The organism is Bacillus atrophaeus, from assembly GCF_039519175.1.
GTDB classification, from domain to species: Bacteria; Bacillota; Bacilli; order Bacillales; family Bacillaceae; genus Bacillus; species Bacillus atrophaeus.
The window spans coordinates 3,345,390-3,358,773 of the sequence record NZ_CP154443.1 but is presented as its reverse complement, the minus strand read 5'-3'; the positions used below and the strand labels follow the sequence as shown (position 1 = coordinate 3,358,773).

9 protein-coding genes and 2 pseudogenes are annotated in these 13,384 nt (G+C 41.4%); 5 read left to right on the top strand and 6 right to left on the bottom strand.

Annotated elements, in window-relative coordinates; genetic code table 11:
* The first annotated feature begins 95 nt into the window (after window positions 1-95).
* Complete coding sequence (locus AAHT65_RS16950; RefSeq protein ID WP_010788836.1) at window positions 96-1,295, top strand: DHH family phosphoesterase; 1,200 nt, start codon at window positions 96-98, stop codon at window positions 1,293-1,295.
* Window positions 1,296-1,341: 46 nt separating this feature from the next.
* Here the strand turns inward: AAHT65_RS16950 and AAHT65_RS16945 are convergent, their stop codons facing one another.
* The 3 genes and pseudogenes from AAHT65_RS16945 to AAHT65_RS16935 all read right to left on the bottom strand — a co-directional run bounded on the left by AAHT65_RS16945 (window position 1,342) and on the right by AAHT65_RS16935 (window position 3,338).
* On the bottom strand, window positions 1,342-1,938 hold the full coding sequence (locus AAHT65_RS16945) for a DedA family protein (RefSeq protein WP_003328764.1): 597 nt from the start codon (window positions 1,936-1,938) through the stop codon (window positions 1,342-1,344).
* Window positions 1,939-2,012: 74 nt separating this feature from the next.
* Window positions 2,013-2,899: pseudogene (gene galU, locus AAHT65_RS16940) on the bottom strand (UTP--glucose-1-phosphate uridylyltransferase GalU).
* Between the two features lie 13 nt (window positions 2,900-2,912).
* Entirely contained in the window at window positions 2,913-3,338 is a 426-nt protein-coding gene (locus AAHT65_RS16935; protein ID WP_343311553.1) for a GtrA family protein, read from the bottom strand.
* 1,309 nt (window positions 3,339-4,647) lie between these two features.
* On the opposite strand from AAHT65_RS16935, the gene AAHT65_RS16930 reads away from it, so the two are divergent.
* Together AAHT65_RS16930 and AAHT65_RS16925 are read left to right on the top strand one after the other, a co-directional pair.
* Window positions 4,648-5,793, top strand: coding sequence for a choline esterase (locus AAHT65_RS16930; protein ID WP_088117289.1), 1,146 nt, complete (start codon window positions 4,648-4,650; stop codon window positions 5,791-5,793).
* Window positions 5,794-5,846: 53 nt separating this feature from the next.
* Window positions 5,847-5,981 (top strand): annotated as a pseudogene (locus tag AAHT65_RS16925) (NADPH dehydrogenase); the annotation flags it as partial.
* A gap of 393 nt (window positions 5,982-6,374) precedes the next feature.
* On the opposite strand, the gene AAHT65_RS16920 reads toward AAHT65_RS16925, so the two are convergent.
* Complete coding sequence (locus tag AAHT65_RS16920) at window positions 6,375-7,793, bottom strand: alanine/glycine:cation symporter family protein (RefSeq protein WP_088117288.1); 1,419 nt, start codon at window positions 7,791-7,793, stop codon at window positions 6,375-6,377.
* Between the two features lie 567 nt (window positions 7,794-8,360).
* Between AAHT65_RS16920 and AAHT65_RS16915 the strand changes: the two genes are divergently transcribed.
* Together AAHT65_RS16915 and AAHT65_RS16910 are read left to right on the top strand one after the other, a co-directional pair.
* Window positions 8,361-8,714 carry a hypothetical protein gene (locus AAHT65_RS16915; RefSeq protein WP_003328756.1) on the top strand — a complete coding sequence of 118 codons (354 nt, stop codon included), beginning with the start codon at window positions 8,361-8,363 and terminating at the stop codon, window positions 8,712-8,714.
* Window positions 8,715-8,738: 24 nt separating this feature from the next.
* The gene (locus tag AAHT65_RS16910) at window positions 8,739-8,864 is read left to right on the top strand and encodes a hypothetical protein (protein ID WP_003328755.1); all 126 of its coding nucleotides are present in this window, start codon (window positions 8,739-8,741) and stop codon (window positions 8,862-8,864) included.
* A 51-nt stretch (window positions 8,865-8,915) separates the two neighbouring features.
* Here the strand turns inward: AAHT65_RS16910 and parC are convergent, their stop codons facing one another.
* Both parC and parE read right to left on the bottom strand, forming a co-directional pair.
* The gene (parC, locus tag AAHT65_RS16905; RefSeq protein WP_063637770.1) at window positions 8,916-11,336 is read right to left on the bottom strand and encodes a DNA topoisomerase IV subunit A; all 2,421 of its coding nucleotides are present in this window, start codon (window positions 11,334-11,336) and stop codon (window positions 8,916-8,918) included.
* Between the two features lie 3 nt (window positions 11,337-11,339).
* A complete protein-coding gene (gene parE / locus AAHT65_RS16900; protein ID WP_010788827.1) occupies window positions 11,340-13,310 on the bottom strand; it encodes a DNA topoisomerase IV subunit B in 1,971 nt (656 codons plus the stop codon).
* Window positions 13,311-13,384: the final 74 nt, after the last annotated feature.

The window sequence follows — 13,384 nt, the reverse complement described above, 5'->3', positions numbered from 1 at the left end:
TTTGCATAAAACATTCTATTCATTAGAATAGTAAATATAGGTTGCCACGAGCGGCCTTCCGTTCATATTTTCAACACAAAAAGGAGTCTTGATAAATGTATCACTTATATTCACATAATGACTTGGACGGAGTAGGGTGCGGCATAGTTGCAAAACTGGCATTTGGAGACCAAGTAGAGGTTCGGTACAACTCTGTCTCAGGATTAGATATTCAAGTTCAGCATTTTTTAGAAAAAACGAAAGATAGCATGAGACAAGACGAATTATTCATTACAGATCTTTCCGTCAACCAAGATAATGAAGAGAGGTTAAACAAGTATGCGGAGGCAGGCGGAAAAGTAAAGCTGATAGACCATCATAAGACCGCGCTTCATTTGAATCAACACGACTGGGGACTGGTTCAAGTGGAATACGATGACGGACGTCTTGCATCAGCAACATCGCTTTTATATGAGTATTTTATTCAACACGATTTGATCATCCCGACAAATGCCTTAGATCAATTCACAGAGCTTGTGCGCCAATATGATACATGGGAATGGGAGAAGCATGATCAAAAGCAGGCAAAGCGGCTTAATGATCTCTTCTTTTTGCTGTCAATTGATGAATTTGAAGAAAAAATGATTCGGCGCCTTTCTGAAAATGACCATTTTTTCTTTGATGAGTTTGAAGAAAAGTTATTGGATCTGGAAGATCAAAAAATTGAAAGGTATCTCCGCAGAAAAAAAAGAGAGATGGTGCAAACCTTTATTCATGAACACTGTGTCGGAATCGTTCACGCAGAGTCTTACCATTCAGAGCTGGGGAACAGACTAGGAAAAGACAATCCGCATCTGGATTACATCGCCATTTTAATCATGGGCGCAAAACGAGTCAGTTTACGCACGATTCATGATCACATCGATTTATCAGAAGTAGCGGGCCGTTACGGAGGCGGGGGACATGCGAAGGCATCTGGCTGTTCATTAACGGATGAGGTATATCAATTGTATGTGGATGAAGCTTTCCGGATTGAACCGATGAGGCCTGACGCCTTCCGAAACATATATAATCTGAAGGGGTCTGAAAACGGCTCATTATATGAAAATCGCGAACACGTGACATTTTTTCTTTTTCCTTCGGATAATAAGTGGAACATACAAATAAACGGCGAAACACAGGACGAAACATTTTCGGCTTTTGAGGAAGCGGAATGGTTTATTAAAAGAAATTACGCCGCATCACTTGTACGGGATGAGGTGTATGTCACATTTTTAGCGGAGCATATGAAGCTGACAAACAGAAGCCGAAGATAACAAAAAAATATGCATAGGGGATGATCACCCTATGCATATACATAAGCTATCGTTTAAAAATGACTAAACGTTTCTTTATCACAAAATAGAGCGCAATGATGACCACAGCCAGTATCATAATCGGAGTCGTATACGTGCCTGCAATGTTTTCAACGTCATCCCACTGACTTCCGAGCTGTGTGCCTAAATAGATAAATAAAATCGACCACGGAATGGTAGCAAGCACAGTCAATGACACAAATTTGAAAAACGGCATTTTGGCAATACCGGCAGGAATGGAAATCGCATGGCGCACGACCGGTATAAAACGGGCCGAAAATACCACACCTGATCCGTACTTTTGAAACCAGTTTTCCGACATATCAATATGATGCTTTTTAATCAATAAGTATTTGCCGTACTTATCTAAAAACGGCCTTCCTCCATAGCGCCCGATCCAATAAATAAAACATTGGGCAATCGTACCTCCGATGACGCCCGCGATAATCGCACCGGCAAATCCGATCGTGCCTTCAGACACCATATAGCCTCCATAAGCCAATACGATTTCACTCGGGATGATTTCAATCATTAAACCAATTGCAATGCCCGCATATCCCATATTCGTCAGCCATGTTAAAATCTCACTTATAAAACTGCCCACATTCTTCACAACCTGTCCTTATCTTTTATCACTATTATATGACTGATTGACGAGCAAGATGGTTACAAATTTTTTTATCGCAACATTTCTTTTGATTCTTTTTTGAGCACATCTTCTAAATAGGATAAAAGCTGAGATCTCATTTCGGGACGCATCAGGCCGATTTCAGTGTTCGCCTTGAAGCAGCCCAGTTTATCCCCGATATCGTACCGGTTTCCTTCTAACAGACGGGCATGAATAGGCTGTGTACGGCAAGCTTCCCGAAGCGCATCAGTTAATTGAATTTCGTTACCCGTGCCTCTCCCGATTAATTTCAGGACAGAAAAGATTGAAGGGTTCAGCACATATCGTCCCATCACGGCGATTTCAGAAGGAGCCTCTTCCGGAGACGGCTTTTCAACCAAATCTTCAACTTCGTACACATGTCCTTCATTGCCTGCTGTTTGAATAATTCCGTATTTGCTCACATCTTCCGATGCAACAGACTGTACGCCTACAACCTCTGTGCCGCAAGTGTCATATACATCCATTAATTGCCGAAGAGCCGGCTTTTCAGACACCATGATATCATCGCCTAAGAGGACTGCGAACGGCTCATCACCAATAAAATGCTAGGCGCATACCGCATGTCCCAAGCCAAGCGGCTCTTTTTGACGAATATAATGAATATTGGCCAGATTTGCAATGTCCTGCATTTTCCGCAAGGTTTCTGTTTTTCCTTTTTCGATCAAATTGTGTTCAAGTTCGGCGGAGCGATCAAAATGATCTTCAATGGAGCGTTTGTTTCTTCCAGTAATAATTAAGATATCCTCAATACCGGATGAACAGCTTCCTCCACAATATATTGAATAGCTGGTTTATCGACAATCGGCAGGATCTCTTTCGGCTGAGCTTTTGTTGCCGGCAAAAATCGTGTTCCTAATCCTGCTGCAGGGATAACGGCTTTTCTGATTTTCTTCATTTTCCTTCACTCCTTATTTCAATATGTTCTTATTATGGCATTGACAGTGCATTTTTCCAGGTTCCCGGAAGACCCAAAGACGATTCCCGATAAAATTAATCACCATTCCCCCGATGGTTGCAATCAGTTTACTTATCAAGAGGGATAAGCCCGCTTTTTGCAGGGCATACAGCAGCAGAAACGTAATTCCTGAAGCCGCAATGTTCACGATAATGAACCCAACCATTTCTTTCCTGTCAGCTTTTTTCTTTACTTCAAATGTCCAAATCCGATTCCAAATATAACTGTTTGCGATGCCCGCAGTATAAGAACAAACCTGAGCAAAAAGATAAGGAACACCCAAAGAAGTAAGAAGGAAAAATACACAAAAATCAATAAGCGTATTTCCAATACCGACAGTGCAAAAGCGAATGAGTGTTGTCATCTGTTTCTTCAGCATAACGGCATACCATTTTTCCTCCAATCACCAAGAATTGTATGCGGGACATAAAAGAAACCGAATGACCGGGGATACAATCAATCATCTGAGCGTTCACCGTCTCATCTTGTTCTTACGATACAAATTACTTTAAAGAAAAGAGTTGAATAAACGATTACTAAAATATGAACAAATCATTAAAAGAAGGGGAGTGGGCTAAGAAATTCAATAATAGCAGTTAATTGAGACCCAATTTTGCAGAAACAATGAGTCAGATTGTTAAGGAGGATTCGTTTTGTATAAACAGTAATCCATATTTATATTTTCCATTCGATTAAAAATGTAATAATGACTTCACCGAATATCAAGACAAATTCGGAATATGAATGACTTCAACCGCTGCTTGTTTCGAACTTGAGGGAATTATCTTTTATACACCTCAGTATGCGGACCGTATGAACAATTAGAGGATTTGCTAAGTAGAGACAAAAGCGATTGAGTCACCAAGTACTGCAAAATAAGGGCATTATTAATCACATCAATATGGAGACTTGCGGAAGAGACCGATGGAGGAGGCTTCAAATGTACAAGGAAGTAAACATAGATCCATTTTATGCGTTGTAAACACTAGTCAAATAAGTATTTTATCATTTAATGGATCCACTTTTATGTTCTCTTTACAGAAAGTAAAAGTGGATCCATTCTGAACAACTGATGCACTATTACTGAGATATTATGAATATTTATAGAAGGGAATTGTAGAACCTTGTCGAAATTTTATAGAAAAATCTTGTTAAAAGAGGGATGTATTCGCCCATTAACATTAAAAGAAGCAGCAACGTTAATGGCATTGTGACCGAGCCACTGAATGAGTTGGAAATCAAACTCACTGAAACATTTTTATACATTCCTGAGAACATTTTGCTTAAAATATATCTGAATGTGCTAAAGGGCGAGTCATTCCCCTTAATCAAGGACATTTTACGCCGAATGAGGGTTGATGGATATCTCCGACCTGATATTGACGACGACCTGATTTCTTTTATGTTTGAGTCAATGCAGTTTAATTTAGTCATGTTTTTTAGGGAATTCGATATTAAGGACTCTAAGCTGCAACATAAGATTAGCAAGTACTTTGCTGACTTTATGGGTCATGGGCTGCTTGAAGATCATAAATATTCTGAAATTGTTAGCGATCTCAAGAAAGCCAAGGAGTAGATATGATTCACTGAAGATAGGACGTAATAGTTTCACAGTTTTGAAAAGCGCTTATAGCGCAATGTATGTATTTCACATTCGCCACTTTTATTAATTAAGGGGGAACAAGAGAATGAAAACTTATGACGCATTTCCAGAACCAATTGGCGGCTATACTGTCGGTCGAACCCAGATGGATTTTGAGTACACGGCATCAGATCACTCAAAAAGAGAACTGACGGCGTTTGTGTACTATCCGTCCGACAGTAGCGAAGGTAAGACTACATCAACGTACATGTTTCCTAAAGTCTACGAGATGTTTAATGAGCAGCCACTTGTCACTGCGTATCTTAAAGGGAAGGATGTTTTCTCTATAGATATCAAGACCCAGTGTTACGACGACCTTGCTCTCTCCGGGAAGGAAAAGCGCTATCCGGTGTTATTCTATGTTTGCGGCGGGGGCGGTTCTCCAGAATGGGGTACAGTGATCTGTACAGACTTGGCAAGCATGGGATATGTTGTGGTAAGCATCGGCCATCAGAATAGCACGATGTATAAGCGTAAAGATGGGAGCCTGTTTAATGTATCAAAGGATTTTTCGGATGTCATTATGGCGTTTTCTGAAGATCCGGAGATGCTGGCGTTGGCTGGCAAGATGGAGATGCGGCCTGACGATGAAACTGCCATTGAGATGTGCCATAACGTGCTTACACTGCCGATACTTGCCAAGTTAACAGAGTATAGTGAATTACAGGCAGAAGATGTAAGGTATGTAGCCGATTATCTTTACAAACTGGACTCTGGAGAGCTGAATTCCATCTTTAAGGGCAGATTGTTGCTTGACATCGGCATGGGCATAGTCGGACATTCTTATGGAGGGCCTACGACGGCGATTGTTTGCCGGGACGACGACCGGTTCGCCTGCGGGATTGGCTTGGATAGCGGTGCGTTCGGCCTTCTCAACAGCGACCTTAAGAAACCCTTTTTGCTACTGTTTTGTGAACCTAACTATAACATGAATGCGATAATTGGCGCTAACAATAGCATGGAAACCTATTATTTCTCTGTTGATCGTGTTGCGCATTTAGATTACTGCGACATCTTGTTTACCAGTGTTAATGAGGAACTCAGAGGCGTACGGGATGCTATGGAGATGCGAAATCTTGTTACAGACTATACGAAGAACTTTTTTGATCATTACATACTGCAGAAGGCTGCAAGTGTGGAGAGTCTGGCATACGATGGCGTGGACTTGATCAAGAAGACCAGCAACAAGTGACATAACCGATTGAGATGATAAGCGGTGTTTTCACCGTTGAAAAACACACTTGTGGGACGGAAGATGCAGATCTAATTGCTGTAGGGAGAGGGATGCTCCGTAATCCATATTGGGCATTGGAAGCAGCAAAACAATTAAAAAAATCAACTGACGAATTGGTTCTAAAACAGTATGAAGCTGGTTTCTAAATATTGATTTTAATTTAGATAAATAGATTATTATTACAAGCTCAAGGGTGCAATGATTTGTCAAATTTCATTGCACCTAAACAATTATTGTTTTCGTGAGCTACTTTAAAGGACCGAATTCGACTATGTCTTGGCCATACATAAAGGTTTTTTCTTATACAGAGCATAAGAGAGGCTGAACAACAATGGATCCACTTTTAGTTCCTTGTACATCAAAGTCATTTAATTTGTAATGACAGAATGATGCCAAAAATACTTAGTTTACATAATATATATTCTAGGAAGTTATACATAAAGACATAAATTCTGTCTCATTAAATAAGTATACTTAAGATATTGAGACAAAAGACAAAAAAACTGCACTCAATATTTGTTGAGTGCAGAAAAATGTTTTTAGTTAGCTGCTTTATTTTCTTCCTGCATAAGATGCTCATCTTCCCAGGTTTCAATGTTTTTCAGTTCAGGAATATTTTTGGCTTTAAACACCGGATCAAGTCCTTGCTTGCGCTGTTTCGCATAATCCTTATATACTTTGTACGCAATTGTTGACAGTAGCAATATCGATATTAGGTTAAACAACGCTAATAATCCCATAAATAAGTTGGCCATGTCCCAAACAATCTGAAAATTCGCCACACATCCGTATACGACCATTGCGACAACAAGGATTCGATATAAATTTAGCCATACTTTACTCTTTTTAATGAATTCAATGTTCGTTTGTCCATAATAATAGTTGCCGACAACCGAACTAAAAGCAAATAAAAACATTGCGATTGCTATAAATGTCGGCGCCCAGCTTCCGAGATGGTGCTGTAAAGCCGCCTGTGTCACTTGGATGCCGTCGCCTTTTGGCGTTACACTATACAATAAAATAATAAACGCTGTTGACGTACAGACGATAAAAGTATCAAAAAATACACCTAGCGTTTGAATTAAACCTTGTTTTGCAGGATGCGATACATGAGCGGTTGCGGCCGCGTTCGGAGCGCTCCCCATTCCCGCTTCGTTGGAAAAAAGTCCCCGCTGGGCACCAATTATGATGATGCCGCCTAAACCGCCGCCGACAATTTGCTCAATACCAAAAGCATTTTTCACAATAGTCATCAGCATTCCTGGTACTGTGTTAATGTTTACAACAACAACAAACAAAGCAATGATAATGTATAAGCCTGCCATTACCGGTACAATAAGCTGTGAGACCGATACGACCCGTTGTAATCCTCCGAAAATAATAAAAGCTGTTAATACAGCAAGAATAATAGCAATTATCGTTTTATTCACATGAAATGCTCCATCAAAAGCGACTGCTATCGTATTTGATTGTACAGCATTAAAAATTAGCCCGAACGAGACTGTAATTAAGACGGCAAACACAATGCCCAGCCACCGGGAACCGAGTCCTTTTTGCATATAATAAGCTGGGCCGCCGCGGAATTCACTTCCGTCTTTCACTTTATACAACTGAGCTAAAGTACTCTCAACAAAACTGGAAGCCATTCCTACGGCTGCAACGACCCACATCCAAAAAACTGCTCCAGGTCCGCCCGTTGATATTGCCAAGGCAACACCGGTCAAGTTCCCCGTTCCGACACGGGAAGCCGCTGATATGAAGAAAGCCTGCATAGAGGAAACGCCTTTATTCCCTTCTGGCTTCTCTCCCACAATTCTAAACATCTCAATAAAATAGTGAAATTGAAGAAATCGAAAGCGGAATGTAAAAAACAAGCCCGTCCCTACCAAAATATAAACTAGGTATTTCCAAATGAAGTTATTTGGTATATTAATGACATCATTTAAAAAAGCCTCCATGTGTAACCTCCCGTTTTTTCATCATTTACTGTAAATACAGTTCATGTTAGATTTTTTGACACGATGAGTATTATTATATCACAATATGGTGAATTGAGAAGTTTTTATAAGAAATTTCAGCGAAACAATGGCTTTTCATGCCTTCTCCTCCCTATCTTTTGCAGCCAGAGCAAACGTTTATCGCAGTACGTCTCCCCCATGCTCAATTACATCCAAATGTGTCTCAACAAACACACAGCATGTTTCAAAACCTCTTAAAACGAGAAATCAATATAAAAGCGGCAGATCGAGCATACAATCTAAAAAGACCACGGCATAGTCACGAAATAGCATTATTGTTCATAAACCATATTATCAATCTTTTACGTTGTAACACTACAATGCACCTTTAATCCTATCTCCCTAAAAAACGACAGTACTTTATGGGTGAAATGAGTAATCAATCAGTATATACTTAAGAAAAATACGGAAAACGTTTTTTAATTTATTTAATTAGGTTTACTTTTCAAATGAAGCAGGATATAATTATAAAAATATTCAGTATATCGAAAGGGGGAGATAGATCATATGAAAAAAGTAATGATATTAAAAGCGTCTATCTTATTCTTGGCTATCGCCAGTTTTCATTTGCTCTCCATTCCCCATACTTTTGATATAGGACATCATTACAAAGCTATGGCCGATCAGCAGGAAATCCATGATCTGAAGGCCGGACAGAATGCAGATGATGAAAAAAAAGCAATAGCGGGAGCAGCTGCTCTTACAGCTATTTTGACGATGGGCGTTTTGCTTGTCGCCATGGCAGACAGGGAATCATTTTTCTCCCGGCGGCCGCGGCGCAAAAAAAGCTTTTTACTGGCTAAATTTTATCAGTCGAATTATTTCGATCAACTTCATGTTCAACATCGCCCGCTTATGTAACATAATATGAGGAGGTCGTTAAACATGTTGTTTATCTTAAGAATGGTGATTTTAGGATTGTTTTCATTCACTGCATTAAACCTATTTGTTTGGCAGGGAATTGAAGTCATTCACGCCGTTACCGAACTTTTCAGCTCTCACGAAAGCTGATCAGCATATAAGTAAACCCGCTCAGGTATACTGCCGAGCGGGTTTTTATGTTTATTCTTCTTTCTCCAGGCGCCATGCGGCAATAACTTTGCCTGCTTCTTCCTCATCGATAAGGAAAGAGCCGTTACTGTACCTGTCATTTGTTCTTAGTTCTTTCACTAGTAATTCCTTCGTTTCCCCTTTTTCCGTTTCAAACATCAATCGGTCAGTAAGCCTGCAAGCAAATACCGCAACTGCGCGATGGGGATTCTTTTTCAATTCACGCAGCATGATGACACCGCGTTTGGCGCGGGAAGTCTTGTCGAATTCAGAAAGGCTCATTCTTTTCACCGCTCCCCGCTGAGTAGCAAGAACAAGCGAGTCTGCTTCGTGAAGAATTTGGCCTGATACGACAAAGTCCCCTTCTTTCAGGTTTATTCCTTTTACGCCGGCTGCGCGAGCTCCGACAACATTCACTTCATCTTCCCCAAACCATAAGCCATATCCGAGATGAGTCGCAATAAACAATTGACTTTCACCATTTGTTACATGCACATCTGTCAGTTCATCGTCTCCCTTTACGTTAAGGGCAACAAGCGCTTTTGAGTAACGCTGCGCTTTATAGTGCGTGAGTTCTGTCTTTTTCACCATACCGTTCTTTGTAAAAAATAAAAGATAAGCGGACGGATCAAATTCTTTGATCGGGACGGCTTTGACAATCGTTTCATCTCGGTCGATGGAGACCATATTTGTGAAATGCTGCCCCATGTCCTTCCACCTGATATCAGGAAGCTGATGGACAGGATAATAGATGTAGCTCCCCTTATTGGTGAACATCAGCAACACGTCTGTTGTATTCATCTCAAATTGATGAAGCAGCCTGTCTGTATCCTTCATCCCGAAATCTTGTCCGTTTGAAGCGGCAAATGACCGCTGACTCGTGCGTTTCAGATATCCGTCCTTCGTTACAGTCACATAGACATCCTCTGAAGCAACCATTACTTCAAGATTAATCTTAATTTCTTCAATTTTTTCTTCAATGACAGATCGTCTGCCGTCCGCATAAGTCTTTTTCAGCTTTTTCAAACTGCTTGTGATGACTTTTAACAGCTTTTTGTCATTGTTCAAAATAGATTCAAGCTCTTGTATATTTTTGCTGAGCTCTTCCGCCTCTTCCTTCAAAGCGGTGATGTCGGTGTTTGTTAAACGATAAAGCTGCAAGGATACAATCGCTTCCGCCTGAGGCTCAGTAAATTCAAACTTCGAGATTAAATTGTTCTTAGCATCCCGCTTGTCATTTGAAGACCTGATGGTCGCGATCACTTCATCCAATATAGACAGTGCCTTCATCAGCCCTTCGACGATGTGGTGTCTGTCTTTTGCTTTTTGCAGCTCATAAATGGACCGGTTTGTCACAACTTCCTTTTGATGAGCGATATAAGCGTCCAAAATGGCAGTCAGGCTCATCAGCATTGGGCGGCGATTATGAATGGCCACCATATTAAAGTTATAAGTGATCTGCAAATCCGTATTTTTATATAAGAAATTAAGTATGCCTTTTGCATCCGCTTCTTTTTTCAGCTCAATGACAACACGCAAGCCTGTACGATCCGTTTCATCGCGGACCTCGGAAATGCCTTCCACCTTTTTATCAATTCGGTATTCGTCCATTTTTTTCACAAGGTTGGCTTTGTTGACCTCAAACGGAATTTCCGTAATTACAATTTGTTCACGGCCGCCTCTGATGGTTTCAACTTCTGCCTTTCCGCGAATAATGACTTTCCCTTTACCTGTTTCATAAGCTTTTCTGATGCCGTCAACGCCTTGAATAATCCCGCCTGTCGGGAAATCAGGGCCTTTGATCACTTCCATGAGTTCAGTTACAGTACAGTCAGGTGAATCAATCCGTTTGATGACGGCGTCAATGACTTCTCCTAAGTGATGTGGAGGTATGTCTGTCGCATAGCCCGCAGATATCCCCGTGGAACCATTGACCAGCAAATTAGGGAACATCGCCGGCAAAACGACCGGCTCCTTACTCGTATCATCAAAGTTTGAAACAAATTCAACCGTGTTTTTATCAATATCACGCAAAAGCTCTGACGCAATCGGAGATAACCTTGCTTCCGTATAACGCATAGCCGCCGGCGGATCGCCATCTATGCTTCCGTTATTTCCATGCATCTCAATCAGGACATTCCGTACCTTCCAATCTTGGCTCATCCGCACCATAGCTTCATATACAGAGCTGTCTCCATGCGGATGATAATTCCCGATGACATTCCCGACCGTCTTGGCCGCTTTTCTAAAGTTTTTATCAGATGTGTTACCCTCAGCGTGCATCGCATAAAGAATTCTGCGCTGCACGGGCTTTAATCCGTCTCTTGCATCAGGAAGTGCACGGTCCTGAATAATATATTTACTGTAGCGTCCAAAACGGTCGCCGATCACCTCTTCTAATGGTAAATCATGAAAAATTTCTGGCTGTTGCAATCATTAAACCTCCTCAGCGACCGATAAGTTTTCATTTTCTAAAATATTGCTTTCTTCATCTAAACCAAATGCAACATTCTTTTCGATCCATTTTCTGCGCGGTTCTACTTTGTCGCCCATTAACGTTGTCACACGTCTCTCTACACGCGCCGCGTCATCAATTTTCACTCTTACCAGCGTACGTGATTCAGGATTCATTGTCGTTTCCCAGAGCTGGTCCGCGTTCATCTCTCCAAGACCTTTGTAACGCTGTATCGTATAGCCCTTGCCGACTTTTTTCAATACATCATCCATCTCTTCGTCAGACCAGGCGTATTCAATAATTTCTTTTTTGCCGCTGCCTTTGCTGACTTTATATAAAGGCGGTAAAGCGATAAACACTTTTCCGTGCTCAATAAGCGGCTTCATATAGCGATAGAAAAAAGTGAGAAGCAGCACTTGAATATGGGCGCCGTCAGTATCGGCATCCGTCATAATCACGATTTTGTCATAGTTAATGTCCTCTACTTCAAAATCCGCTCCGACACCTCCGCCAATTGCATGGATAATCGTGTTGATTTCTTCGTTTTTGAAAATATCAGCAAGCTTTGCTTTTTCTGTATTAATAACTTTTCCGCGGAGCGGCAGGACGGCTTGGAATCTCCGGTCTCTGCCCTGCTTCGCTGATCCGCCTGCTGAATCTCCTTCAACCAAATACAGTTCATTTTTCGCAGGATTTCTGGAGCCCGCCGGTGTCAGCTTTCCGCTTAGCGTTGCCTCTGATTTTTTGCGTTTCTTCCCGCTTCTTGCCTCTTCCCGCGCTTTCCGCGCAGCTTCCCGCGCCTGGCTCGCTTTAATTGCTTTTTTCACAAGAAGTGTGGCAGTCTCACGGTTTTCTTCTAAGAAGTAAGCAAGCTGTTCTGATATTACTGCGTCAACTGCCGACCTTGCTTCACTTGTGCCAAGCTTCCCTTTCGTTTGTCCTTCAAACTGAAGAAGCTCCTCAGGAATCCGCACCGAAATAATGGCTGAAAGCCCTTCACGGATATCGGTTCCTTCCAAGTTTTTATCCTTCTCTTTTAAAAGAGACACTTTTCTCGCATATTCATTAAAAGCTCTTGTCATAGCTGTCTTGGCGCCTGATTCATGGGTTCCGCCGTCTTTTGTTCTGACGTTGTTTACAAAAGAGAGGATGTTTTCGGAGTAACCGTCATTGAATTGGAATGCAAAGTCCACTTCAATCTGATTATGCTCCCCTTCAAAGGAAACCACTTCAGACAAGGAGTCTTTTTCCTCGTTTAAGTAGGCAACAAATGCTTCAATTCCGTTTTCATAATAGAAAACCTCTTGCACTTGATGACGTTCATCTATCAGCTCAATCTTTAATCCTTTTAATAAAAATGCTGATTCTCTTAATCGTTCCGAAAGCGTTTCAAAATTGTAGGTCGTCACACTGAACATCGCAGGATCAGGTTTAAAATGTGTCAGGGTCCCGGTCTTTTTGGTTGTGCCAATTTTATCGAGAGATGTAACGGGTTTCCCGCCATTTTCAAACCGCTGCTTATATACATAGCCATCCCGCTCAATCGTAACTGTAAGCCATTCGGATAAGGCATTTACGACGGACGCTCCGACTCCGTGGAGACCTCCGCTTGTTTTATAGCCGCCCTGTCCGAATTTACCGCCGGCGTGAAGCACTGTAAAAATCACTTCTGGGGTCGGTTTACCGAGTTTATGCATCCCTGTAGGCATGCCCCGGCCTCTGTCTTGTACTGAAATACTATTGTCTTTATGTATTTTTACGATAATATGATCTCCGTGACCGGCGAGAACCTCATCGACAGAGTTGTCTACAATTTCATATACCAAGTGATGCAGACCCCGGGAATCGGTTGAACCAATGTACATCCCCGGCCTTTTCCTGACAGCTTCAAGGCCTTCCAGCACCTGTATGGCATCTTCGTTGTAATCAAATTGTTGCTGTTTTCTAGCCAAACGTACAAACCCCTTTCAAAAAACTAACATTGTCTTTCTCTTTTTTCATCTTACATGTCATTGTCATAAGTATC